This is a genomic window from Janthinobacterium sp. UMAB-60 (genome assembly GCF_900095235.1).
Lineage (GTDB): Bacteria > Pseudomonadota > Gammaproteobacteria > Burkholderiales > Burkholderiaceae_D > Janthinobacterium.
The window spans coordinates 290,771-316,327 of record NZ_LT607485.1 but is presented as its reverse complement, the minus strand read 5'-3'; the positions used below and the strand labels follow the sequence as shown (position 1 = coordinate 316,327).

Below are 25,557 nucleotides of genomic sequence, written 5' to 3'. Positions count from 1 at the left end.
GCGCGAGGGCGAAGAATGCCGGCAACAAGGAAGTGGATGATAGCGGGGAGAATCGATGAAGTATAATGGTCATATTTCATACATCCATGAATATGGCTCATTTCAATGCTTGAACGCATCCACCTCAGCATCGTCCAGCAAGTCGAAAAACAAGGCTCGTTGACGGCCGCCGCAGGCGTGCTGCACCTGACCCAGTCGGCCCTGAGCCACAGCATGAAGAAGCTGGAGCAGCAACTGGGCACCGACGTCTGGCTGCGCGAAGGGCGAAATTTGCGCCTGACGCAAGCCGGCCAGTACTTGCTGGCGGTGGCGAACCGGGTGCTGCCGCAACTGGACCTGGCCGAAGAGCGCCTGGGCCAGTTTGCGCAGGGCGAGCGCGGTGCGTTGCGCATCGGCATGGAATGCCACCCTTGCTACCAGTGGCTGCTCAAGATCGTTTCTCCGTATCTGGCCGCATGGCCCGACGTGGATGTGGACGTCAAGCAGAAGTTCCAGTTCGGCGGCATCGGCGCGCTGTTCGGCTACGAGATCGACCTGCTGGTCACGCCCGACCCGCTGTACAAGCCGGGGCTGACCTTCGAACCCGTGTTCGACTATGAGCAGGTACTGGTCGTGGCCAAGGGCCATGCGCTTGCTGGGGCGGCGTATGTGCAGCCGCAGCAACTGACCCGGGAAGTGCTCATCAGCTACCCCGTGGACATCGAGCGCCTGGACATCTACAACCAGTTCCTCTTGCCGGCCGGTGTCACGCCCAAGCGCCACAAAGCCATCGAAACGACCGACATCATGCTGCAGATGGTGGCCAGCGGCCGCGGCGTGGCCGCCCTGCCGCGCTGGCTGGTCGAGGAATACGCGGCCAAGATGGACGTGGTGCCGGTGCGGCTGGGCGCGCGCGGCATCGCCAAGCAGATCTTCCTGGGCGCACGCGAGACAGACACCGCCATCGACTACGTGCGCGCCTTCATCGCACTGGCGCGCCAGCCGGCCATTGCGCAAGAAAGCTAAGCTCCTTGCCAACCTCGCGTTACCTGGCACTGCCCTGCGAACCCTGATGCATGCAGTGACAGCAGCGGAGACAGACCGGGCACGAGGACTACGTTTTCCTGAAACGAAAACGCCACCCGGAGGTGGCGTTTATTCTTGCTGGCCCGGCGCGGAATCGAAGCACCGGCACCATCGCACAATCCGCCCTGTTTACTCCACCGTCACCGACTTCGCCAGATTCCTCGGCTTGTCCACATCCGTGCCGCGCGCCAGTGCCGTGTGGTAGGCCAGCAATTGCAGCGCCACCACGTGCAGGATCGGCGACAAATCGCCGTAGTGCTCGGGCAGGCGGATCACGTGCAAGCCTTCGCCGGAACTGATGCGGGAATCCACGTCGGCGAAGACGTACAGCTGGCCGCCGCGGGCGCGCACTTCCTGCATGTTCGATTTGAGCTTTTCGATCAGGGCGTCGTTCGGCGCGATGGTGACGACCGGCATTTCATTCGTCACCAGGGCCAACGGGCCGTGTTTCAGTTCGCCGGCCGGATACGCTTCGGCGTGGATGTACGAGATTTCCTTGAGCTTTAACGCGCCTTCCAGGGCGATCGGATAGTGCATGCCGCGGCCCAGGAAGAGGGCGTTTTCCTTGCGTGCGAATTCCTCGGACCAGGCGATGATTTGCGGTTCCAGCGCCAGCACGGAAGCGATGGCGACGGGCAGGTGACGCATGGCTTTCAGGTGCGCCGCTTCCTGCTCTTCGGACAGACGGCCATTGACTTGCGCCAGGCACAGGGTCAGCAGGAACAGTCCCGCCAGCTGCGTGGTAAACGCCTTGGTCGACGCCACGCCCACTTCCACTCCGGCGCGCGTGATGTAGGCCAGCGCGCATTCGCGCACCATGGCGCTGGTGGCCACGTTGCAGATGGTCAAGGTGTGCTGCATGCCCAGGCTGCGCGCATGTTTCAGGGCGGCCAGGGTGTCGGCCGTTTCGCCGCTTTGCGAAATCGTCACCACCAGCGTGTTCGGATGCGGCACGCTGTCGCGGTAGCGGTATTCGCTGGCCACTTCCACGCTGACGGGCACTTTCGCAATCGCTTCGATCCAGTATTTCGCCGTCATGCCCGCATACGAGCTGGTGCCGCAGGCGAGGATCAGCACGCGGTCGATCTGCTTGAAGATGGCATAGGCCTTGTCGCCGAACAATTCCGGCATGATGCCCGTCACGCCTTCGAGCGTGTCGCCGATGGCACGCGGCTGTTCAAAAATTTCCTTCTGCATGTAGTGGCGGTATGGGCCCAGCTCGGCCGCGCCCGTGTGCGCATGCACGGTTTTCACTTCGCGTTCGACAGGCTTGCCATCGACATCGACGATCCAGCAGCGCGACAGTTGCAGGTCGACCACGTCGCCTTCTTCCAGGTAGATGATCTGGTCCGTCGTGCCGGCCAGCGCCATGGCGTCGGACGCGACAAAGTTTTCACCATTGCCCAGGCCGACGATCAGGGGCGAACCCTGGCGCGCGGCCACCACGCGGTGCGGCTCGTCGCGGCAGAAGACGGCAATCGCATACGCGCCGTCGAGGCGTTTGACGGCCTGCTGTACGGTCTCGAACAGGTCGCCGTTATACATGTGCTCGACCAGGTGGGCGATCACTTCCGTGTCCGTCTGGCTCTGGAAGACGTAACCCAAGGCCGTCAGTTCGGCGCGCAGCTCGTCGTGGTTTTCGATGATGCCGTTATGCACCAGCGCCACGCGGGCGTTCTCTTCCGTTGGGGAAAAGTGCGGGTGGGCATTGAAGGAGACAGGGGCGCCATGCGTGGCCCAGCGCGTGTGGGCGATGCCCGTAAAACCGCTCAAGCCCTCTTCGGCGATCTGCTTTTCCAGCTCGGCCACGCGCGCGGTGGAGCGCGAACGCTGCAGCCGGCCATCGGCGTGCAGGGCGATGCCGCAGGAATCGTAGCCGCGGTATTCCAGGCGCTTCAAGCCTTCGAGCAGGATGGGAGTGATATTACGTTGCGCTACCGCGCCGACGATGCCGCACATGGAAACCTCTGTCTAAAATTTAATCAATGCACGCATGCTAATGCAGAGTGCGTGAAATATGCTTTCTAAATCCTTATATTTTTGACTGAATATTTCATGACTATTTAACGATGAAATATTATTTCATTTATACTCAATATATTTTCCAATTCATCAAAATCATGAGCGAGCACAATATTACCCTCGACGACATCGATCGTCGCATCCTGAATGCCTTGCAAATTGATGCGTCGCAAACCAACAGCGAGCTGGCGCAAGCGGTGCACGTCTCGGCGCCCACATGTTTGCGCAGGGTCAAGCATTTACGGGAAAGCGGCGTCATCGAGCGGCAAGTGGCCATCGTCGCGCCGCAGCTGGTGGGCGCGCGCCTGACGGCCATCGTGGAAATCACGCTCGACGTGCAGGCGTTTGAGCGCATGGCGGAATTCGAGCAGCTCGTGGCGGACGAGCCCGCCGTACTGCAATGCTACCGCGTCTCGCCCGGGCCCGACTTCGTGCTGATGGTGCAGGTGGCCGACATGCCCGCGTATCACGCGCTGGCGCATCGCCTGTTTGCCGTGCATGCGAATGTACGCAACGTGAAAAGCTATTTTTCCACGTTTCGCAGCAAGTTCGAGACGCGCATCGCTGTGTAAACCCTGCTGGCAGAGAAGTTATCCCCGCTTATCCCGGCCTTTCTTCCCGCTTATACACAAGTTTATCCACAGTATGAAAATCACGGATTTCCACGGCCGCCATATCCAGCCTCGCGCGAGCCTTCTCAATAATTGCGCATCGCTTCCCGGATAAAACTTATCCCGGCTTATCCATCGCTTGCCCACCTTTTAATCACAGGCTTTTGCACAGCTTTACCCACAGCCAGACTTTACAAAAAATCCTTAAATATCCTTTTAATACAGGGACTTATAAGTTATTCATAGCTTATCCGCAAACTATGCACAAGCTTATCCACAATCCGGACAGACAAAAATATGACGATACTTTCGTAGTCTGCGAGACTGGCTTGCCTCCTGGAGCGCCAAGCTGGGCCAGATAACTTATCCCGTCTTTTCCACAGGTTTTTTACAGTTTATACGCAGCTTATACCGGGTTTATCCATCACTTGTCCGCATGCTTGTTCACATGTTTATCCACACTCCAAAATATAGTGGAAATACCTGATGGAAATAAGGTGGTAACTTATCCCAGGTTGCCAGCCACCTTTCCACAGGATTATCCACAGGCGTAAAAAAAAACGCCGCCAGCCCGGACAGGCTGGCGGCGTCATGCCGGATGAGGGCGGTATCGCTTACTTGGGGATTTTTACGGGACGCGTCCAGCCGTCGATGGTCACTTGCCGCGCGCGCGAGACCGTCAGCTTGCCGGCCGGCGCATCTTTCGACAAGGTCGTACCGGCGCCCAAGGTGGCGCCCTTGCCGACGGTGACGGGTGCGATCAGCTGGCTGTCGCTGCCGATAAACACGTCGTCTTCAATCACCGTGCGGAACTTGTTTACACCATCGTAGTTGCAGGTGATCGTGCCGGCGCCGATGTTGACCTTCGAGCCGATGGTGGCGTCGCCGATGTAGGCCAGGTGATTGGCCTTGCTGTGCGCGGCAATCTGGCTGTTTTTCACTTCAACGAAGTTACCGATATGCACGTCTTCCGCCAGGACCGTGCCGGGGCGCAGGCGCGCGTAGGGGCCGATGATGGAAGCGGCGCCGACGACGGCGTCCTCGATATGGCAGAACGGCTTGATGTGCGCGCCAGCGGCCACCGTGGCGTTGATGATGACGTTGTTGGCGCCCACGCGCACGCCGTCGCCCAGTTCCACGCGGCCTTCAAACACGCAGCCGACGTCGATGGTGACATCGCGGCCGCAAATGAGTTCGCCGCGCACGTCGATGCGGGCCGGGTCCAGCAGGGTCACGCCCCGTTCCAGCAAGGCTTGCGCGATATTGTTCTGGTGGATGCGTTCCAGCTGCGCCAGTTGCACCTTGCTGTTGACGCCCGCCACTTCCCACACGGCAGCCGGGTGGGCCGAGGTGACGGCCACGCCATCGGCGACGGCTTGCGCGACGATATCGGTCAGATAGTATTCCCCCTGGGCATTGTCATTCGACAAGGCCGACAGCCATTGCTTGAGCTGCACGGTGGGCGCGACCATGATGCCGCTGTTGATTTCGCGGATGGCGCGCTCTGCTGGCGTGGCATCCTTTTCCTCGACGATGCGCACGATGGCGCCGTGCTCGCGCACGATGCGGCCCAGGCCGAACGGATCGTCCTGTTCCACGGTCAGGATGGCCAGCTTGTCCTTGCCGGCCGCCTGCACCAGTTGCTGCAGGGAAGCGGCGCTGGTCAGCGGCACGTCGCCGTACAGGATCAGGGTCGGCACGCTGTCATCGAGCAAGGACACGGCTTGCTGCACCGCATGGCCGGTGCCCAACTGCTGCGTTTGCTCGGCGGCGTCGATCGTCAGAGCATGGCTGGTCTTGTAGCCGTCGAGCAACTTCAGCACCGCTGCGCCCCCATGCCCGTAAATCACGCATAATCGGGACGGCGCCAGGCCGCGCGCCGTGTCGATGACGTGCGACAACAGCGGCTTGCCCGCCAACGGGTGCAATACCTTGGGCAGTGCCGACTGCATGCGTTTGCCCATACCGGCAGCGAGAATGACAACGTTCATAGACCGTAATTTTATAAGTTAAGAATATGAAAAAGTTTAACACGCAGGTCCCGTCTTCCACGCCCTTTGGGCGTTTTACTTATGCCGTGCTGGCCCTCATGCTCGTCGTCATGGCCGGCTGCAGCGGCTTGCGCCTGGCCTACAACAATGGCGATACCGTGCTGTACTGGTGGCTGAACGCATATGTCGACCTGGACCGCGACCAGAAGGGCTGGGTGCGCGACGACATCGACAAGCTGTTCGACTGGCACCGCAAGACGCAATTGAAGGATTACGTGGACATCCTGCGCACGGGCCAGAAGCAGCTGCAAGGCAATATCACGCAGGCTGACCTGATGAGCGACTACAGCGAGATCAAGCAGCGCACCCAGGCGCTGCTGCTGAAGGCGGCGCCCGAACTGGCCGACCTGGCGCGCTCGCTCAAGCCCGAGCAAATCGCGCAGATGGAAAAGAAGTTCAAGTCGAACAATGACGATTACCGCAAGAAATACCTGAGCGGCGACCAGGAGAAGCGCCAGAAACTGCGCTACAAGAAAGCCATGGAGCAATTCGAACTGTGGTTCGGCAGCTTCAGCAGCGAGCAGGAAGCGATCATCCGCAAGGCCTCGGACGCGCGTCCGCTGAACAATGAGATCTGGCTCGACGAACGCATGCGGCGCCAACAGAACGTCTTGAACCTGGTCAAGAAAGTCCACCAGGAAAAACTCGGCAAGGAAGCGGCCGCGACCTTAATCACGACGTTGATCAAGGACAGTTTCGAGCGCCTGGAACATTCCGAGCGCAAGGCCTTTTTTGACAGCTACGAAGCGAGCACGGCGCAGATGGTCTTGACGGTCATCAAGATCGCCACGCCGGCGCAAAAAGCCCACGCCGTCAAGCGCATGCAGGGCTGGATCGACGATTTCAATTCCCTGGTCACGCAAGCCAAATAGACAGGCAGCGCCAGCAGGGGGGAGGGGGCCATATGCTATAGTGGCCGCCACCGAATTGAAGAAATACCCATGCAAAAGAAAATTAAAAAACCCGCCAAAGTCCCCGTCCACCACGCGCCGCCACCGAACCAGGTGCGCATCATCGGCGGCCAGTGGAAGCGTTCCGTGCTGCCTGTCTTGCAGGCACTGGGCCTGCGCCCGACACCGGACCGCGTGCGCGAAACCGTGTTCAACTGGATCAACCACTTGCGCGACGGCGACTGGTCCAACGCCCAGGTGCTGGACCTGTTCGCCGGCAGCGGCGCACTGGGTTTTGAAGCGGCCAGCCGCGGCGCGGCGTCCGTCACCATGGTCGATACGCACACGCCCGTGATCCGCCAGCTGGAAGAAAACAAGGCAAAATTGCGCGCCGAGAATGTGCAACTGCTGCGCGGCGACGCCCTGCTGACGGCGCAAGGCCTGGCAGCGCGCGGCCAGCGTTACGACCTGATCTTCCTCGACCCGCCGTACCAGCAGGATTTCCTGGCGAAAGTGCTGCCCCTGTGCGCCAACCTGCTCAAGGAAGGCGGCATGGTCTACGCGGAATCGGGCTTGCCGCTGGTCTTCGACGAGAGCAGCGAACTGGACAAACCCGAGTGGATGGCGCCGTGGGAAGTCATCCGTGCCGACAAGGCGGGCACCGTTTATTATCATTTGCTAACTTACAACAAAGTGACGGCAACTGCCTGAATCTGCCTATATATGAGGCAAAAAGGCTCCCTGGCCCGAGGCGCAGCACCAAGGTGGTCACCAATTTCAGGCATAATGCGCGTCTATATTGGTGCATCATCAGGGAGCCGCAATGGTTGTAGCCGTTTATCCAGGAACATTCGATCCGCTCACGCGCGGTCATGAAGATTTGGTGCGCCGCGCATCGGGTCTGTTTGACAAGCTGATCGTCGGTGTGGCCGACAGCAAGAACAAGCAACCGTTTTTCTCGCTCGACGAACGCCTGGAAATTGCCAACGAAGTCCTCGGTCACTATCCGAATGTACAAGTGGAAAGCTTTTCCGGCTTGCTCAAGGATTTCGTGCGCAAGCATGAAGCGCGCGTCATCGTGCGCGGCTTGCGCGCCGTTTCCGACTTCGAATACGAATTCCAGATGGCGGGCATGAACCGCTACCTGCTGCCCGATGTCGAAACCATGTTCCTGACACCGTCCGACCAGTACCAGTTCATTTCGGGCACCATCGTGCGCGAAATCGCGGCACTGGGCGGCGACGTCTCCAAGTTTGTCTTCCCCTCGGTGAACCGCTGGCTACAAAACAAGATTGCCGCCAACGCTGCCTCATCGCAATAAGTAAGAGTGAAATCATGGCATTACTGATCACCGACGAATGCATCAATTGCGACATTTGCGAGCCCGAATGCCCGAATGACGCGATCTACATGGGCGCGGAAATCTATGAAATCGATCCCAACAAGTGCACCGAATGCGTGGGTCACTTTGACGAGCCGCAATGCCAGCAAGTGTGCCCCGTCAGTTGCATCCCCTTCAATCCCGCCTGGCGCGAAAGCCCGGAGCAATTGATGGCCAAGTACGAACGCCTGCAGGCCGAGCTGCCCGCCGCCAAAACCTAAGCCTTTCTCCCGCGCCACTTCTGCGTGGCGCCAGCTTCTGCCAACTGTTCTACACTGTGTGCTGACTTATCCACAGCCCATGGTTTCCACGGAGGTAGAAGATGCAAATAAGCACATCCCGTTTGGGCCGCTCCCTGGCTTGCGTCTGCCTGTGCGCCGCCCTGGCGCAAGCAGCGCTGGCCGTCGAGGTAGGCGGCGTCAAACTGGACGAGACCGTGCAACTGGCCAGCCGCGAATTGAAACTCAACGGCGCTGGCGTGCGCTACAAGGTCATCTTCAAGGTCTACACGATTGCACTGTACCTGCCGGAAAAGAAAACCCAGCTGGCCGACATCCTGGCGCTGCCCGGGCCGCGCCGTCTGGAAATCGTCATGCTGCGCGACATCACTTCAGACGAGCTGGGTCACGCCTTCATGCAGGGCTTGAAGCGCAGTTCCGAGCAGGCCGACCGCACACGCCTGCTGAGCCAGACGATGCAGTTCGGCGCCATGTTCGCCATGGTGCCCGGCCTGAAAAAGGGTGACATTCTCACCGTGGACTGGCTGCCGGAAGAGGGGACGTTGTGCAAGCTGAACGGCAAACAGGTGGGCGACACGGTGCCGGACCTGGCCTTTTACAATGCGCTGCTGAAAATCTGGATCGGCGCCCATCCGGCCGACACGGTGTTGCGCGCACATTTGCTGGGCGACGTGGCGTAATCGGCGGGCGACTGGCGTAAAAAAAGCCGGCGCAGGCCGGCTTGTCATTTGCAACAGTTGATCGCTCAGGCGCGCGTCGACAGGGCGCGCAATTCGGCGGCATTGCTAGGCGACACGCCATCCATCTTGCCCAAGGTACGTTGCAAGGCTTGCGCTTCGCGCATCTGCTGGCGCGCCAGGCGCTCCTCGCGGCTCAGCTTGGGACGCACCACCAGCACCATGGCACGGGCAATGCCCACCAGCAAAGGCTTGAACAGCAGGGCGAAGGCGCCGACGGCGACGATCACCAGCACGAGTTGCAGGGCGTTCAGCAGGGAAATTTCCAGCACGGGTGCGGATACTGCGTACAGGGCGGAGGCGAAGGTAGACATACTGTTCCAGTGCATTATAGAATTTGCCAGTACTATAGTGCAGTGCAACATATAAATCTAATTCCATTTCTTGATACCAATTATATGAATCGTGAATGGAAAACGGTAATATTTTTTGACGAGTGAAAATATTCGCGCCCGGCGCGGTTTACACTCTCAAGTAATCAATTCAACTTTTATCTTGGGCTTTCCATGAGTTTTCTGACGCTGGATCTGAACTTGCTGCGTGTTTTCGACGCCGTCATGACGGAACAAAACCTGACGCGCGCAGCCGGCCACCTGGCGATGACGCAGCCGGCGGTATCGAACGCCATCAAACGCCTGCGCGAGAGCCTCGGTGACGAATTGCTGATCCGCACGGCATATGGCGTCAAACCCACGCCGCGCGCCGAAGCGCTGTGGCCGTCCGTGCGCTCGGCCCTGGCCAGCCTGGAAGCGGCCGTCACGCCGGAAACCTTCGACGTGTCGAAGACCCACGCCACGTTCCGCATGGCCATGGCCGATGCGACGGCCGCCTTCTGGCTGCCCTCGCTGATGCGCTCGATCGAACGGGAAGCGCCGGGCGTTAACGTGCGCATGATGCCGCTGACCACCCGCGAACCGCGTCCCATGTTGCTGCGCGGCGATATCGACCTGGCCGTGGGCTTCTTTCCCGGCGTGGCGGCGCAATTGTCGAGCGAAACGGGTTCGCCCATCCGCCACGAGCGCCTGTATTCCGGCAAGTATGTGTGCGTGATGCGGCGTGGCCATCCGCTGGCCGACAAGGAATTGACCTTGGATAACTATTGCGCGGCCAACCATTTATTGGTGAGCTTTTCCGGCCGCGCGCATGGCTTGATCGACGAAGCGCTGTCGCAAATCCACCGCGAACGGCGCATCTTGCTGACGGTCAACCAGTTCTTCACGGCAGGCAGAGTCGTCGCCAATTCCGACCTGATCACGGTCTTGCCGCGCCATCTGATCGCCTCGACGGGCATGACGGAGTCCTTGCTGTACAAGGATTTGCCATTGACCTTGCCGGCCGTCCACCTGGACATGCTGTGGCACGAGCGCGATGCCCGCAGCCCCGCCCACAAATGGTTGCGTAATCACCTGGAAAGCATGAACACGCCCACTTTACGGACGGCGACGGCGGCCGGCGGCGGCGTGGCACCCAAGCCGCATATTGAGTAACCGTAACCGGCCCAAGAAAAAACGCCTGATGATCTCTCATCAGGCGTTTTGCTATGCGTGATTGCTGGACCTGTACCCAATTCTGAAACCGCCCCAGTGCTTGCCATCGACGTGGATGGGCACGGATAAATCGTGCATGACCTCGCCCGTGTCGCGCTTATAGGTCTGCAACAGGAAGGCCTTGGTGTTACTGCCGCAGCGCTTGCCCGTACGGTCGCTGAAGATGCGCTTGGTGCGGTTATTCACGATGTCGGTGGCGTAATCGCCCGTCAGCGGCTGGGAAAACTTCTTGTTGTGCGTTGGAAAGTATCCATTGTTATCGACGGCGCCCGCATACGCCAGATGGGGCAATGCCGCCAGCACGCCTTCCTGCAACTCCGGCAGCACCTTGTCCGTAAACGCGTCGAACTTCGTGTTGTGCTTGGGCGGATTGGTGTTCGGGATGGGCCGGTAGTGGCGATCGAACAGGGCTTCGCGCGTGATGCGCCCCGAAGCGATCGCCTGCTCGAACAGTTTGCCCACCTCGCGCGCTGCGTGCTGGGCCGTCTCACGGATCTCGTCGTGTGGCGTGGCCACGCTCGATTCGCCCAAAGCGCCGGCGATCGCCTCGGCCCGCTCTGCCAGCGCCATGGCCGACTGCGTGGCACGCGGCAATTCGACATTCGTCGACAGCATGCTGTCGCGGATTTGCAGGATCGCGTCGGCGATCAGCTGCGTCGTCTCGACGTGTTCGCGCGAGGCGCGGGCGATTTGCCCGATCTCTTCCTCGGATTCGCCCGAGGATTCCTCGATATGGCTCAATGAGGCATGCACGCTTTCCACATTGCGCGCCGCTTCCGTCACGCCGGCCGCGAGCGAACTCATGCCACGCGCGGCCTTTTCCGACTGTTCATTGATTTCACGCACCATCACGCTGATTTCATCGGAAGCTTCCTTGGTGCGCTGCGCCAATTGCCGCACTTCACCGGCCACCACGGCAAAACCGCGCCCATGTTCGCCGGCGCGCGCCGCCTCGATGGCGGCGTTCAGCGCCAGCAAGTTGGTGCGCGCGGAAATATCGGAAATGGCTTCCGTAAAGCCCGTGATGCGTTTGGATTTATCCTGCAAGCTCAGCATGGTGCTGGAGGCGCCTTGCGCTTCCTCGCGGGCCTTGTTGATGCGGCGCAAGCCCTGATCCACTTCGGCACGCGCCGCCACGCTTTCCACGCGCACGCCGGCGGCCACCTTGGCGGCCCGTTCCGCATTGGCGGCGATCTTTTCCGTCATCACGGCATTTTGTGCGGAACTGTCGGCGATGTCGCTGGCCGTGCGGACATCGAGTTCCACCTTCTGTTTGACGGAATCGACAAAATACGAGGTTTCCGCCGCGCCGATCATGATGGCGTCGATGGCGTTGCCCACCGTGTCGGCGAACTGGTGCAAGCCCGGCTCGCCGCGCGCACGGCCGGCGAACGCCAGCAGCGCAGCGCCGATGGCGGCAGCCACGCAGGCAATCAGATACGGATGGTCGCCGCCCGACAGCAGCAGCAGATAGGCCAGGCAACAGGCGACGGCCATGGCCAGGATCGTGAATACAAAGAAACGCACCAGCTGATGCTGCAACTGCTTCATTTGTCCCCCGCTGCGCGAACCCGTCACGTCCCGTTGAGGGGACGTGCTGTAACCGTATGCGGGTGGGCACGATTGCCCACCTTGCACCCTGAACGTCACGTCTGCGCGGCGTTTCAGGCGGCTACCGGATAGCAGAATTGTAGTTCTACCCTACAACATTTGTTCCGATAGCTCAATCAGAAAAGTGGGGCGGCTACACCGAGGTCACTTAATTGGCAATTTGGTGGTGTTTTTGACCTCTTCCATGACGGCATAAGTGTGGGTTTCCCGCACACCTTTCTGCAACAGCGTCTTGCCCAGGAATTCGCGGTAAGCGGCCATGTCCTTGACGCGCGCCTTGACCAGGTAATCGAAACCGCCAGCGACCATATGACATTCCAATACCTCTGGGATGATTTGTACGCTATGCTTGAAGGCGTCGAACACTTCCGGTGTCGTGCGATCGAGCACCACTTCGATGAACACCAGCAGCGAGACGTCGAGCAACTGCGGGTTCAACTGGGCCGTATAACCCATGATGTAACCGGATTCGTGCAATTTGCGCACGCGCTCCAGGCAGGCGGCCGGCGACAGGTTCACGCGCGCAGCCAGCTCCACATTGCTGATGCGTCCATCGCTCTGCAATTCCATCAAGATTTTCTTACTGATCTTGTCCAGCATTCCTATCACCCCCAAATTAATATTATTTGGTTAAATTGTCGCATCAAAAACTATCTATTGCTAGTCCCCTGTATTACCAGAATTAATCCATAAGAATCCCCTTTACAATCGAATCATCTTAACGTCCGACTTTCTGTATTTTTTTGCACCAAAAAAGAGCAAGAATTACGTCCGTTTTCGTCCCCTTTTCCTTGTAAAGAGCACTTATGCACCCTGCAGGCCCCTCGGCTTTTACCCCGATTCCTTTTGCTGCGTTCCAGGCAGAAATCCTGCCCGAAGCGACACCACAACGCGCCGCCATCACCACCGCCTATAGGCGCGATGAGGTTTCCGCCGTGCAGTGGCTGTTGCAACAGGTGCGCCCCAGCAGTACCGAAACGACGGCCGAGGGACAAGCGCTGGCACACCGCCTCGTCTCGAACGTGCGCCACAAACGCACACGCGCCTCCGGCGTCGATGCGCTGATGCACGAGTTCTCGCTGTCGTCGGAAGAGGGTGTTGCATTGATGTGTCTGGCTGAAGCGCTGTTGCGTATACCCGACAGTCAAACGGCCGATCGCCTGATCGCCGACAAAATCAGCAAGGGCGACTGGAAGAAGCATCTGGGCGAATCGCCGTCGCTGTTCGTCAATGCCGCCACCTGGGGCTTGCTGATTACGGGCAAACTGGTCAGTACCAGCAGCGAATCGGGTCTCGGCTCGGCCATGACCAAGCTCATCGCCAAAGGCGGCGAACCGCTGATCCGCAAGGGCGTCGACCTGGCCATGCGCATGCTGGGCAACCAGTTCGTGACAGGGCAAACCATCGAGGAAGCGTTGAAGAACAGCCGCGAGAATGAAACGCGCGGCTACCGCTACTCGTACGACATGCTGGGCGAAGCGGCCCTGACGCAACAGGACGCGGCCAACTACTATGCCTCGTACGAAACGGCGATCCACGCCATCGGCAAGGCGTCGAACGGCCGCGGCATCCGCAACGGCCCCGGCATTTCCGTCAAACTGTCGGCCCTGCACGCGCGCTACAGCCGCGCCCAGCGCGCCCGCGTCATGGAAGAATTGCTGCCGAAGGTCAAAGCGCTGCTGTTGCTGGCAAAACAGTACAACATCGGCTTCAACATCGATGCGGAAGAAACGGATCGCCTGGAACTGTCGCTCGACCTGATGGAAGCACTGGCTTTCGATGCGGACCTGGCCGGTTTCGACGGCATCGGCTACGTGGTGCAGGCGTATCAAAAACGCTGCCCCTACGCCATCGATTTCCTGGTCGACCTGGCGCACCGCAGCGGCCGCAAGTTCATGGTGCGCCTGGTCAAGGGCGCGTATTGGGATGCGGAAGTCAAACGCGCGCAAGTCGATGGCCAGGAAGGCTATCCCGTCTACACGCGCAAGGTCTACACGGACGTGTCTTACCTCGTGTGTGCGCAAAAACTGCTGGCCGCCAGCAGCCTGATCTATCCACAATTTGCCACGCACAACGCGCAAACGCTGGCGACCATCTATACCTGGGCAAAGCGCGACGGCATCACCGACTACGAATTCCAGTGCCTGCACGGCATGGGCGAGACGCTGTACGACCAAGTCGTCGGCCCCGACAATCTCGACAAGCCGTGCCGCATCTACGCGCCCGTCGGCTCGCATGAAACCCTGCTGGCCTACCTGGTGCGCCGCCTGCTGGAAAACGGCGCCAACTCGTCGTTCGTCAACCAGATCGTCGACGAAAGCGTGGCCATCGATAGCCTGATCCGCGATCCGCTGGAACAGGCGCGCCTGCAGGGCGGCTTGCCGCACCCATCGATTCCGCTGCCGCTGGACATGTTTGGCAGCGAACGCAGGAACTCGGCCGGCCTGGACCTGTCGAATGAAGACACCTTGCGCACGCTGGCCACCGGCCTGGCGCAGCAGCAAACATGGCAGGCAGCGCCGCTGATCGATGGCGCCGTCAGCCTGAATGGCCCCACGCACATGCTGCACAACCCGGCCCAGCACGACGATGTCGTGGGCAAGGTCATGGAAGCCGGTCCGGCCGACGTGGAAACGGCGCTGGCCAGCGCCAGCGCATATGCGATGGACTGGCAAAGCACCGAACCGTCGCTGCGCGCGCAAGCGTTACAACGTGCGGCCGACCTGTTCGAAGAGCACCATATCGAGCTGATGGCCCTGGCCGTGCGCGAAGCGGGCAAGTCGCTGCCGAACGCGATCGCGGAAATCCGCGAAGCCGTCGACTTCCTGCGCTACTACGCGGCGCAGGTGGAACACGCGCCGGCTACCCTGGCGCTCGGTCCCGTCACCTGCATCAGCCCGTGGAATTTCCCGCTGGCCATCTTCACAGGCCAGCTGGCCGCCGCCCTGGCGGCAGGCAATGTGGTGCTGGCCAAGCCGGCAGAACAAACGCCGCTGATCGCCCACCGCGCCGTGCAATTGCTACATGCGGCGGGCGTGCCGCGCGGCGCGCTGCAATTTTTGCCCGGCAGCGGCGAGATCGTCGGTGCCGGCCTGTGCAATGACGCGCGAGTCAAAGGCGTGATTTTCACGGGCTCGACGGAAGTGGCGCAATTGATCAACCGCAATCTGGCCGCGCGTGCCGTGGCCGAAGGCATCGACATTCCCCTGATCGCCGAAACGGGTGGCCAGAATGCCCTGATCGTCGATTCGTCCGCCTTGCCGGAGCAAGTGGTGCAAGACGTGATGTCGTCCGCTTTCGACAGCGCTGGCCAGCGCTGCTCGGCCTTGCGCGTGCTGTTCCTGCAAACGGAAATCGCCGACAAGACCATCCACATGCTGAAAGGCGCCATGCAGGAATTGCGCGTTGGCAATCCTGACCGCCTGGCCACCGATATCGGTCCCGTCATCGATGCGGAAGCGCAAAGCAATCTGCTGGCGCACATCAACAAGATGAAAACCATGGCCATCGACCATTATTCGCTCGATTTGCCGACCGTCAAAGGCACGTTCGTCGCCCCGACCGTGTTGGAAATCAAGTCGCTGGCGCAATTGACGCAGGAAGTCTTCGGCCCCGTGCTGCACGTGATCCGCTACAAGCGAGCCGAACTGCCGCAACTGGTGCAATCGATCAACGACAGCGGCTACGGTTTGACCCTGGGCATCCATACGCGCATCGATGAAACCATCGATTTCATCACCAGGCGCGCACACGTGGGCAATATTTATGTAAACCGCAACATCGTTGGCGCCGTCGTCGGCGTGCAGCCGTTCGGCGGCGAAGGCAAATCGGGGACCGGTCCGAAGGCGGGCGGCCCCCTGTACCTGAAACGCCTGCAGCGCAATGCGCCGGCCGGCGCGCAGCACCAGCGCCAGGCGCCGCCCGCGCTCGACGCGCTGACCGTCTGGGCCAAAATGCATGGCCACGACAAGGTCGAGCAACTGGCGCAGGAATACGCGCGTACCACCCTGCTGGGCAGCACCACCGTCTTGCCAGGCCCGACCGGCGAGCGCAATACCCTGAGCTTTGCGGCACGGGGCACGATTCTGTGCGCGGCGGCCACCTCCGGCACCTTGATGAACCAGCTGGCGGCCGTGCTGGCCACCGGAAACCAGGCCCTGGTGCTGGCGCAGGCGCCGGAGTTGATCCCGGGCGACTTGCCGGCGGCGCTGAAGGACCGCATCCAGGTCGTCAGCAGCCTGGAGTCGGTCAAGCATGATTTCCAGATCGCCATGATCGAGCCGAGTCTCGATGACCAGCTCAAACCGCTGCTGGCGGCACGGGAAGGGGCCCTGGTGGGCACCATCGCCACCACGCAGGAGGGTGTCATCCCCCTGTGGCGCCTGGTCGCTGAGCGGGCGCTGTGCGTGAATACGACAGCGGCCGGTGGTAACGCGAGTTTAATGATGCTCAGCGTCTAATATTTAAGCAGGTCATCAACGCAAAAAGGGCAGAACCAGTGGTTCTGCCCTTTTTTTATGCACGTTTGAATGAAAATCAGCCGGCCAGGCGCTGGCATAGCTGCTGAATCACCGTGAACGCGTACGGCGAAGCAACCGTTTGCACGAAACGCATGAAGTCGACGGCCGCCTCTTCGTTCGCGTTGTCGGAAATGGTGCGCATGACGGTAAACGGCACACCGAGTTCAAAACAGACTTGCGCCACGGCGGCGCCTTCCATTTCGACGGCCAGCAGGTCGGGGATATCCACTTTGAGCTGGTGCAGATGCGCGGCGCTGCTGATGAACTGGTCGCCGCTGGCGATCAGGCCCCGGTGGACTTGCGCGTGCTGCAAGCCAAATGCCACGATATCGGCCGCCTTGAGCACGCTGGAAACATCGTTACGCAAAAAATCTTCCGCGGCAGCTGCCAGTTGCGTGCTGAGGTCCAGATCCGTGGCGAAGCGCTGCAGTCCCGTCAGCGGCACTTCGAAGCGGGGAAATAAAGGTCGGGCGTCCATATCGTGCTGCAGCAGCGATTCCGCCACCACGATGTCGCCGACTTTCACGTGTTTAGCGCCACTGCCGGCCACGCCGGTGAAGACGATGTGGGTAACTCCGTACTTTTCCACAAGGATAGAAGCAGTCATGGCTGCGGCAACCTTGCCCAGACGCGACAGGACGCACACAGCGTCGATATTCCACAAGGTCCCCAGGGTGTAGTCGCGCATGCCGTGCGAGCGCCTCTGGGGGCCTTGCATGGCTTCTACCAGCCCCTGCTGTTCTTCGTGCAAGGCACTGATGATGCCTAAACGCATTTTTTTGTGTGAATTCATGCTGTTTTTACAGGTTTTTTGCATTGCAAGACGGTTTACAGGGTGAAAACAGCCGTTTGGGCGACTTTTCCACCGTTCGCGTTTGTCTCTGTGTTTTAAATAAAGATGTATACATAAAAATAGTAGTGATAGTAAACGGCCATTTTTTTGTGGATAAGTCGGTATACCGTCTAAAAATCATCGACTTAGCGCACAAAAAAGTAGGCGCACAAGCATTGTATCCAGCGAGGACTTGTTTGGGATAAAAATTGAGCTGTGGACAAAGAACGACTTTTCCCACATCTCATCCTGTGGATATGCAGGCACTTATCCACAGTAGCAAGCAAAAATCACGGGTTTTCTTGCTGTAGTGGCATGTTTGATGTGCTTCATACGTTCAGATCCCTGTTTGGCAATCAACCTTGAGCGTTCACGAACGTTGTTCTTTCACGGACCTTGGCATCGAGGTGATTCCTGGAAGACGGTTTGGCAGTGGGTCGCGCTGTTGCCGTTGGCTTTTTTCTTTGACGTTTTTTGCATGCTTTTTGGAAATATCCCCGGACTTCCGCTTTTTTTGTCGGTTTACAATAGATCTATATATAAAAATAGTAGTAATAGTAAACGCGGTTTTTTCTGTGGATAAGTCACTTTTTTTCAACAGGATCAAGCGTTTACGCGCAAAATAAAGCGTGCATAATCGCTGTATCACGCGAGGAGCAAAATTGTATAAAATGCGGGCCTGCGCATAACTTCGTGATTACTCACAAGTCATCCTGTGGATATCAAGTGGCTTATCCACAATCGTTTCAAATTCCCCCTCTTTTCGACATCGAACCGCTTGCTGGCCTTGTGCCTGCTTAAGCCGGTTGACGTTTCCATTTTGCAAAACGGTTTGGCAGTGCAGTGCGCGTGATGCCGGCGTGCCGGTTTTCGTCGCTCAGTTGTTGGCACGATTTTTTTTGTCAGCCAAAGCAGCTCGTCGGCTTTTTTTGAGGACAGGCTTGCGAACCTTTCCGAAGGTCAAGCACAGGCAAAGCGGGCGTTGTCGGGTTTACCTTAATAAGATCGTATACAAGAATAGTAATAGTAGTTAACGGCGGCATCTTCTGTGGATAAGTCCCGATTTATCCTTGTAAACAATCGCTTGGCGTGCGGATAAGCGCTGAGTAAGGGTTGTATCTGCGTGGGACGGTTTCTGGACAAAAAAACGCCGCCGAAAAAATTTTTCGTTTACGCACATATCGTCCCTGTGGATATCCATACGGTTATCCACAGCTTGCGACCCCTGTTTTGCCCGGCTTTTTAGCTTGTCGCGAGGCTCGCCACGATTAATGTCGCCCTGGCCCGGCACTGGTGGTAATCTCAATCTGGCTCAACAGCCATGCATGCATGAAGAAAGACAGACTCTGGTAGCGGAACGGGGCGGGGAGACACGCCGCGCGACAGCTTGATGGCATACCGAAAGGAGCTTCATTGGAATCGGCAGGCGAATACGACTACATCATCGTGGGTGGCGGCACGGCAGGTTGCGTGCTGGCCAATCGGCTCACACGCGACAAGGATGCCAACGTTTTACTCGTGGAAGCGGGCGGCAAGGACGATTACGTGTGGATCCACATCCCCGTCGGCTATCTGCATTGCATCGGTAATCCCCGCACGGACTGGCTGTATTCCACGCAGGCGGACGCGGGCCTGGGCGGGCGCAGCCTGATGTATCCGCGCGGAAAAGTGCTCGGGGGCAGCTCCTCCATCAACGGCATGATCTATATGCGCGGCCAGGCCGGCGATTACGACCACTGGGCCGACCTGACGGACGACCCCTCCTGGCGCTGGGACAAAGTCTTGCCGCTATTTAAACAAAGCGAGGATTATTACGGCGGCGCGTCGGAAAACCATGGTGCGGGCGGCGAATGGCGCGTGGAAAAACAGCGGCTGTCGTGGGATATTTTGAATGCTTTCCGCGATGCGGCGCAGCAAGTCGGCATTCCGAAAACCAGCGATTTCAATGGCGGAGATAATAGCGGCAGCGCCTATTTCGACGTCAACCAGCGCCGCGGCATCCGCTGGAATACCTCGAAAGCGTTCCTGAAACCGGCGTCGCGGCGGCCGAATCTGACCATCATGACTGGTTGCCACGTGGAACGTCTACTGCTGGAGACGACAGAATCGGGGCCGCGCTGCACGGGCATCGTGTTTACGGGCGGCGGCACGCAGTGGCAGGCGACGGCCAAACGGGAAACCTTGCTGACGGCGGGCGCCATCGGATCGCCCCAATTGCTGCAACTGTCCGGTATCGGCCCGGCCGCCTTGCTGCGCGAACACGGCATCACGCCCGTGCTGGACTCTCCTGGCGTGGGCGGCAATTTGCAGGATCACTTACAGCTGCGCATGGTCTTTAAAGTGCAGGGCGTCAAGACTTTGAACGTGATGGCCAGCAATATTGTCGGCAAGATGCAGATCGGCTTGCAATATGCGCTATTTCAGAGCGGGCCCATGTCGATGGCGCCGTCGCAGCTGGGCGCGTTCGCCAAGTCCGATCCGCAGCAAGCCACGCCGAACCTGCAATATCATGTGCAGCCGCTCTCCCTGGATAAATTCGGCGAACCGCTGCATGCGTTTCCCGCGTTTACGGCCAGTGTCTGCAATTTGCGCCCCACCTCGCGTGGTCATGTGCACATCGGGTCGGCCGACAGCTATGTGGCGCCGAAGATCGTGCCCAATTACCTGAGTACCGAGCCGGACCGCAAGGTCGCTGCCGACGCCTTGCGCCTGACGCGTGCCATCGCCGCCGCGCCGGCCCTGAAAAAATTTGCGCCGCAGGAATACAAGCCTGGCGTGCAATTCCAGAGCGAGGAAGAGCTGGCGCAGGCGGCCAGCCAGATCGGCACCACCATCTTTCACCCGGTGGGCACTTGCCGCATGGGCGTGACAGGCGATGCGTCGAGCGTCGTCGACAGCCAGCTGCGCGTGCTCGGCGTGGCCGGTTTGCGCGTCGTCGATGCCTCCATCATGCCGTACATTACTTCTGGTAATACGAACTCGCCCACCGTGATGATTGCGGAAAAAGCGGCGCAAATGATACATGCGGCCTGGAAATGACCGCGGCAAAGCGCGGGTTTGCGCTATTCGGGCTGGCGAAAAATCCCCGTAGTTATACTGTATTGTGCGTTAAATTTAAGTTGTGTATTATAAAAATGACTAAGTAGTACAAAAAGTACAACTAGGAGACACGATGTCAAACGTAATCTTGGAAACAAGAAATTTGACCAAGGAATTCAAGGGTTTCACCGCAGTGAGCGAGGTGAACCTGAAGGTAGAGCGGGGCCATATCCACGCCTTGATCGGTCCTAACGGCGCCGGCAAGACCACGTGTTTCAACTTGCTCACCAAATTCCTGGTCCCCACCGGTGGACAGATCCTGTTCAATGGGAAAGATATTACGGCAGCCAAACCAGCGCAGATCGCCCGCATGGGCGTGATCCGTTCCTTCCAGATTTCCGCCGTCTTCCCGCATCTCTCCGTGTTGCAAAATGTGCGCATCGGCTTGCAGCGCCAACTGGGCACCTCGTTCCACTTCTGGCAAAGCGAACGCACCTTGAACCAGCTCAACGACCGCGCCATGGCCTTGCTGGCCGAAGTCGACCTGACGGAGTTTGCCGACACCATCACTGTCGACATGCCGTACGGACGCAAGCGGGCGCTGGAAATTGCCACCACCCTGGCGATGGAGCCGGAAATGATGCTGCTCGACGAGCCGACCCAGGGCATGGGGCATGAAGACGTGCACCGCGTCACCGAACTGATCAAGAAAGTCTCGGTCGGCCGCACCATTTTGATGGTGGAACACAATATGAGTGTGGTCTCTGGCATCTGCGACAAGATTTCCGTCCTGCAGCGCGGCGCCATGCTGGCCGAAGGCAGTTACGCGGAAGTGTCGCGCAATCCGCAAGTGATGGAAGCGTACATGGGCACCACCCACGCCGAACTGGAAGGGGCACATTGATGACCGCTAGCAACAAGGCACCCGCGCTGGAAATTGCACAACTGCACACCTGGTATGGCGAATCGCACATCCTGCACGATGTGAACTTGAAAGTGGAGCAGGGCGAAGTGGTGACTTTGCTGGGCCGCAACGGCGCCGGCCGCACGACCACCTTGCGCGCCATCATGGGGCTGACGGGCGCACGCACGGGTTCCATCAAAGTCAATGGCGTCGAAGCGATAGGTTTGCCCACGCACAAAATCGCCCACCTGGGCATCGGCTATTGTCCTGAAGAGCGCGGCATTTTTTCCTCGTTGTCGACAGAGGAAAACCTGATGCTGCCGCCGACACTGGCCAGCGGAGAGAAAGGCATGTCGGTCGAGGAAATCTACGCCATGTTCCCGAATTTGCAGGAACGCCGCCACAGCCAGGGCACGCGATTGTCGGGCGGGGAACAGCAGATGCTGGCCGTGGCGCGCATCCTGCGCACGGGCGCGCGCTTGCTGCTGCTCGATGAAATTTCCGAAGGCCTGGCGCCTGTCATCGTGCAGGGCCTGGCACGCATGATTACCACCCTGAAAGCGAAGGGGTACACCATCGTCATGGTGGAACAGAATTTCCGGTTTGCCGCACCGCTGGCGGACCGGTTTTATGTGATGGAGCACGGTCAGATCGTCGAGACTTTTGCTGCATCCGAACTGGAAGCCAAGATGCCGGTATTGACCGAGCTGCTTGGCGTGTAATGCCCATGTAGTTCCGTATCGTCGTCGAGCAATCGTTTAAATAGCAAACAATAATCCCAACGGAGACACTATGAAACGTAACGCTATCGCCATTGCCACCGCCACTCTTTGCGCCCTGGGCTTTTCCGCCGCCGCGCACGCCCAGGTATCGGGCGACACCATCAAGATCGGTTTTATTTCCGACATGTCGGGCGTGTATTCCGACGTCGACGGCCTCGGTGGCGCGGAAGCCATCAAGATGGCGATCGCCGATGCCGGCGTGGTATTGGCCGGCAAGAAGGTGGAGTTTATTTCCGCCGACCATCAAAACAAGGCCGACATCGCCGCCTCGAAGGCGCGCGAATGGTTCGACCAGCAAGGTGTCGACATGCTGATCGGCGGCACCAATTCCGGCGCCAGCCTGGCCATGGCCAAGGTGGCGGCGGAAAAGAAAAAAATCTTCATTGCCATCGGTGCCGGTTCCTCGCGCCTGACGAATGAAGAATGCACGCCTTACACCGTGCATTACGCCTACGATACGGTGGCGCTGGCGCGCGGGACGGGCGGCACCATCGTCAAACAGGGCGGCAAGAGCTGGTATTTCATGACGGCCGACTATGCATTTGGCCATTCGCTGGAAAAAGACACGGCCGAGGTCGTCAAGGCGGCCGGCGGCAAGGTGCTGGGCAGCGTCAAGCATCCGCTGGGCGCCTCGGATTTCTCGTCCTTCCTGCTGCAGGCACAAGCGGCCAAGCCGCAGATCCTGGGCCTGGCCAATGCGGGCGGCGACGCCATCAACAGCATCAAGGCGGCCAACGAGTTCGGCCTGACGAAGTCGATGAAACTGGCCGGCTTGCTGATCTTCATCAACGACATCCACTCGCTGGGCCTGAACCTGACGCAAGGCATGTACCTGACCGATGGCTGGTACTGGGACTTGAATCCTGAAACGCGTGCCTGGTCGAAACGCTATTTCGCCAAGATGAAGAAAGAACCGTCGATGCTGCAGGCGGCCGACTATTCGGCCGCGGCGAACTACCTGAAAGCCGTCAAGGCGATCGGCACGGATGACACCGAGAAAGTCATGGCGTATTTGAAAAAGACCAAGATCAACGACATGTTCACCCAGAATGGCGAAGTGCGTCCCGATGGCCGTATGGTGCACGATATGTATTTGATGGAAGTCAAGAAGCCATCCGAGTCGAAATACCCATGGGATTACTACAAGGTGGTCGCCACCGTGCCCGGTGCGCAAGCGTATGTGACCAAGGCTGAATCGAAGTGTTCGCTGTGGAAGTAAGGCTGTAGCAACATCCACGGAGTGCTCGCCGCTGCGCGGGCGCTCTGTCCTGCACTTCGCCCGCAGGGTTCGCCTTGCGCCGCCGCAGCCGTTTGCGGTGGCGCGTTTCCCTTGATACCACACCGCTACCCGGCGGTGCTTTTTATACTGTGATGCCATGGAAATTTTCGGCGTTCCAATACAAGCGATGATGAGCCAGCTGCTGCTGGGTCTTGTCAACGGCTCGTTTTATGCCATGTTGTCCCTCGGTCTGGCCGTCATCTTCGGCTTGCTCAACGTTATTAATTTCTCGCACGGCGCCATGTACATGATGGGCGCCTTCCTGGCCTGGATGGGCCTCAGCTATTTCGACATCAATTACTGGGCCATGCTGGTCATCGCCCCTATCCTCGTCGGCCTGGTCGGCATCCTGATCGAAAAGACCATGCTGCGCTGGCTGTATAAACTCGACCACCTGTATGGCTTGCTGCTAACCTTTGGCATCACCCTGATCATGGAAGGCGTGTTCCGCTCGTTCTATGGCGTCTCGGGCCAGCCGTATGCCGTGCCTGAAGCGCTGGCCGGCGCGACGGACCTGGGCTTCATGACCCTGCCGAACTACCGCGCCTGGGTGGTGATCGCCTCGCTCTCCGTCTGCCTGGCCACCTGGTTCGTCATCGAAAAAACCAAACTGGGCGCCTACCTGCGCGCCGGCACGGAAAACCCGAAACTGGTGGAAGCGTTCGGCATCAACGTGCCGCTGATGGTGACCTTGACGTTTGGCTTCGGCGTGGCCCTGGCCGGTTTCGCCGGCGTGCTGGCGGCACCGATCATCCAGGTCTCGCCGCTGATGGGCTCGAACCTGATCATCGTCGTGTTTGCCGTGGTGGTGATCGGCGGCATGGGTTCCATCATGGGCTCCATCCTGACGGGCTTGGGCCTGGGCGTGATCGAGGGGCTGACCCGCGTGTTCTACCCGGAAGGCTCGGCCACCGTGGTGTTCGTGGTGATGGTCATCGTGCTGCTGTTGCGTCCCGCCGGCCTGTTCGGCAAAGAAAAGTAATCCTCATCAGTCATGTATTGGAGCTACCACGATGAATAAGAATGTAGGCTACGCCATTGCCCTGCTGCTGGCGTTGGCGGCCCCGTTTTACGGCTATCCCGTCTTCCTGATGAAGTTGCTGTGCTTTGCCCTGTTTGCCTGCGCGTTCAATTTGCTGATCGGCTACACGGGCTTGCTGTCGTTCGGCCATGCGGCCTTTTTCGGCGGCGCTGGCTATGTCACCGGCTACGCGCTGCGCACCTGGGGCTGGCCAACGGAACTGGGCTTGCTGGCCGGCGTCGCTACGGGCGCCTTGCTGGGCCTGGTGATCGGCGGTCTGGCGATCCGCCGCCAGGGCATCTACTTTACGATGATCACCCTGGCGCTGGCGCAGATGGTGTACTTCCTCGCCTTGCGGCTGCCGTTCACGGGCGGCGAAGATGGCTTGCAGGGTGTTCCACGTGGAACCTTGCTGGGCATGATAGACCTGGGCAATGACACGGTGCTGTACTACGTCGTGCTGGCCATTTTTGTCGCCGGCTTCGCCCTGATCGTGCGCACCATCCACTCGCCGTTCGGGCAAGTGCTCAAGGCCATCAAGGAAAACGAACCGCGCGCCATCTCGCTCGGCTACGACGTCAACAAGTACAAGCTGATGGCCATCGTGCTGTCCGCTTCGCTCGCTGCCCTGGCCGGCGCCACCAAGACCCTGGTGCTGGGCTTTGAAACCCTCACCGATGTGTACTGGGGCATGTCGGGCCTGGTCGTGCTGATGACCCTGGTGGGCGGCATGGGCACCTTGTCCGGCCCCATCCTCGGCGCCGTGCTGATCATCGCGCTGGAAAACAAGCTGGGCGATGTCGGCACCTATCTGGCCACGCACACGGGCATCGAGTGGTTCGGCACCCTGGGTGAATCGGTGGGCATGGTCACCGGCGTGATCTTCGTCATCTGCGTGCTGCTGTTCCGGCGCGGCATCGTCGGCGAAGCCATCGCGCGCTTCGGCGGCAGGCCAGCCAAAGCCGCTGTCTGATTTTCAAGCAACGCCGGACAAATCGTCCGGCGTTTTTCATTGTGCGTCCACTG

General features: G+C 59.4%; 21 protein-coding genes. 15 read left to right on the top strand and 6 right to left on the bottom strand.

Annotated features, from left to right (window positions below):
- Window positions 1–105: 105 nt before the first annotated feature.
- A complete protein-coding gene (locus tag K0F86_RS09410) occupies window positions 106–1,005 on the top strand; it encodes a LysR family transcriptional regulator (RefSeq protein ID WP_219134133.1) in 900 nt (299 codons plus the stop codon).
- Window positions 1,006–1,194: 189 nt separating this feature from the next.
- Here the strand turns inward: K0F86_RS09410 and glmS are convergent, their stop codons facing one another.
- A complete protein-coding gene (gene glmS, locus K0F86_RS09405) occupies window positions 1,195–3,024 on the bottom strand; it encodes a glutamine--fructose-6-phosphate transaminase (isomerizing) (protein WP_219134132.1) in 1,830 nt (609 codons plus the stop codon).
- Between the two features lie 161 nt (window positions 3,025–3,185).
- Between glmS and K0F86_RS09400 the strand changes: the two genes are divergently transcribed.
- Window positions 3,186–3,659: an Lrp/AsnC family transcriptional regulator gene (locus K0F86_RS09400; protein WP_219134131.1), complete on the top strand. Its 474-nt coding sequence runs from the start codon at window positions 3,186–3,188 to the stop codon at window positions 3,657–3,659.
- Window positions 3,660–4,312: 653 nt separating this feature from the next.
- Here the strand turns inward: K0F86_RS09400 and glmU are convergent.
- A complete protein-coding gene (gene glmU / locus K0F86_RS09395) occupies window positions 4,313–5,689 on the bottom strand; it encodes a bifunctional UDP-N-acetylglucosamine diphosphorylase/glucosamine-1-phosphate N-acetyltransferase GlmU (protein ID WP_219134130.1) in 1,377 nt (458 codons plus the stop codon).
- Between the two features lie 26 nt (window positions 5,690–5,715).
- Here glmU and K0F86_RS09390 point away from each other — a divergent pair, with 26 nt between their 5' ends.
- The 5 genes from K0F86_RS09390 (at window position 5,716) to K0F86_RS09370 (ending at window position 8,939) form a co-directional block, all read left to right on the top strand.
- The gene (locus tag K0F86_RS09390; RefSeq protein ID WP_219134129.1) at window positions 5,716–6,621 is read left to right on the top strand and encodes a DUF6279 family lipoprotein; all 906 of its coding nucleotides are present in this window, start codon (window positions 5,716–5,718) and stop codon (window positions 6,619–6,621) included.
- Between the two features lie 69 nt (window positions 6,622–6,690).
- Window positions 6,691–7,350: a 16S rRNA (guanine(966)-N(2))-methyltransferase RsmD gene (gene rsmD, locus K0F86_RS09385; RefSeq protein WP_219134128.1), complete on the top strand. Its 660-nt coding sequence runs from the start codon at window positions 6,691–6,693 to the stop codon at window positions 7,348–7,350.
- A 112-nt stretch (window positions 7,351–7,462) separates the two neighbouring features.
- A complete protein-coding gene (gene coaD / locus K0F86_RS09380) occupies window positions 7,463–7,960 on the top strand; it encodes a pantetheine-phosphate adenylyltransferase (RefSeq protein WP_034752633.1) in 498 nt (165 codons plus the stop codon).
- A 14-nt stretch (window positions 7,961–7,974) separates the two neighbouring features.
- Window positions 7,975–8,241 (top strand): YfhL family 4Fe-4S dicluster ferredoxin, encoded by a 267-nt coding sequence (locus K0F86_RS09375; RefSeq protein WP_034752637.1) that lies wholly within the window; start codon window positions 7,975–7,977, stop codon window positions 8,239–8,241.
- A gap of 101 nt (window positions 8,242–8,342) precedes the next feature.
- The gene (locus K0F86_RS09370; protein ID WP_219134127.1) at window positions 8,343–8,939 is read left to right on the top strand and encodes a chalcone isomerase family protein; all 597 of its coding nucleotides are present in this window, start codon (window positions 8,343–8,345) and stop codon (window positions 8,937–8,939) included.
- Window positions 8,940–9,004: 65 nt separating this feature from the next.
- Here the strand turns inward: K0F86_RS09370 and K0F86_RS09365 are convergent, their stop codons facing one another.
- Window positions 9,005–9,310: a hypothetical protein gene (locus tag K0F86_RS09365; protein WP_070218913.1), complete on the bottom strand. Its 306-nt coding sequence runs from the start codon at window positions 9,308–9,310 to the stop codon at window positions 9,005–9,007.
- A gap of 192 nt (window positions 9,311–9,502) precedes the next feature.
- On the opposite strand from K0F86_RS09365, the gene K0F86_RS09360 reads away from it, so the two are divergent.
- The gene (locus K0F86_RS09360; RefSeq protein WP_034752642.1) at window positions 9,503–10,483 is read left to right on the top strand and encodes a LysR family transcriptional regulator; all 981 of its coding nucleotides are present in this window, start codon (window positions 9,503–9,505) and stop codon (window positions 10,481–10,483) included.
- Window positions 10,484–10,534: 51 nt separating this feature from the next.
- Here the strand turns inward: K0F86_RS09360 and K0F86_RS09355 are convergent, their stop codons facing one another.
- Both K0F86_RS09355 and K0F86_RS09350 read right to left on the bottom strand, forming a co-directional pair.
- A complete protein-coding gene (locus K0F86_RS09355; RefSeq protein ID WP_219134126.1) occupies window positions 10,535–12,094 on the bottom strand; it encodes a methyl-accepting chemotaxis protein in 1,560 nt (519 codons plus the stop codon).
- 204 nt (window positions 12,095–12,298) lie between these two features.
- On the bottom strand, window positions 12,299–12,754 hold the full coding sequence (locus tag K0F86_RS09350) for an Lrp/AsnC ligand binding domain-containing protein (protein WP_010393827.1): 456 nt from the start codon (window positions 12,752–12,754) through the stop codon (window positions 12,299–12,301).
- A 206-nt stretch (window positions 12,755–12,960) separates the two neighbouring features.
- Between K0F86_RS09350 and putA the strand changes: the two genes are divergently transcribed.
- Window positions 12,961–16,614: a trifunctional transcriptional regulator/proline dehydrogenase/L-glutamate gamma-semialdehyde dehydrogenase gene (gene putA / locus K0F86_RS09345; RefSeq protein WP_219134125.1), complete on the top strand. Its 3,654-nt coding sequence runs from the start codon at window positions 12,961–12,963 to the stop codon at window positions 16,612–16,614.
- Window positions 16,615–16,690: 76 nt separating this feature from the next.
- On the opposite strand, the gene K0F86_RS09340 is transcribed toward putA, so the two are convergent.
- Window positions 16,691–17,467, bottom strand: coding sequence for a 5'-methylthioadenosine/adenosylhomocysteine nucleosidase (locus K0F86_RS09340; RefSeq protein WP_219134124.1), 777 nt, complete (start codon window positions 17,465–17,467; stop codon window positions 16,691–16,693).
- 1,452 nt (window positions 17,468–18,919) lie between these two features.
- On the opposite strand from K0F86_RS09340, the gene K0F86_RS09335 reads away from it, so the two are divergent.
- The 6 genes from K0F86_RS09335 to K0F86_RS09310 all read left to right on the top strand — a co-directional run bounded on the left by K0F86_RS09335 (window position 18,920) and on the right by K0F86_RS09310 (window position 25,504).
- Window positions 18,920–20,545: a GMC family oxidoreductase gene (locus tag K0F86_RS09335; protein WP_219134123.1), complete on the top strand. Its 1,626-nt coding sequence runs from the start codon at window positions 18,920–18,922 to the stop codon at window positions 20,543–20,545.
- Between the two features lie 133 nt (window positions 20,546–20,678).
- A complete protein-coding gene (locus K0F86_RS09330; RefSeq protein WP_219134122.1) occupies window positions 20,679–21,449 on the top strand; it encodes an ABC transporter ATP-binding protein in 771 nt (256 codons plus the stop codon).
- On the top strand, window positions 21,449–22,171 hold the full coding sequence (locus K0F86_RS09325; RefSeq protein WP_219134121.1) for an ABC transporter ATP-binding protein: 723 nt from the start codon (window positions 21,449–21,451) through the stop codon (window positions 22,169–22,171). Before K0F86_RS09330 ends, K0F86_RS09325 begins: the two co-directional genes overlap by 1 nt.
- 70 nt (window positions 22,172–22,241) lie before the next feature.
- On the top strand, window positions 22,242–23,450 hold the full coding sequence (locus tag K0F86_RS09320; RefSeq protein WP_219134120.1) for an ABC transporter substrate-binding protein: 1,209 nt from the start codon (window positions 22,242–22,244) through the stop codon (window positions 23,448–23,450).
- A gap of 157 nt (window positions 23,451–23,607) precedes the next feature.
- Window positions 23,608–24,492, top strand: a complete 885-nt coding sequence (locus K0F86_RS09315) for a branched-chain amino acid ABC transporter permease (RefSeq protein WP_219134119.1) — start codon at window positions 23,608–23,610, stop codon at window positions 24,490–24,492.
- A 31-nt stretch (window positions 24,493–24,523) separates the two neighbouring features.
- Window positions 24,524–25,504: a branched-chain amino acid ABC transporter permease gene (locus K0F86_RS09310; protein ID WP_219134118.1), complete on the top strand. Its 981-nt coding sequence runs from the start codon at window positions 24,524–24,526 to the stop codon at window positions 25,502–25,504.
- Window positions 25,505–25,557: the final 53 nt, after the last annotated feature.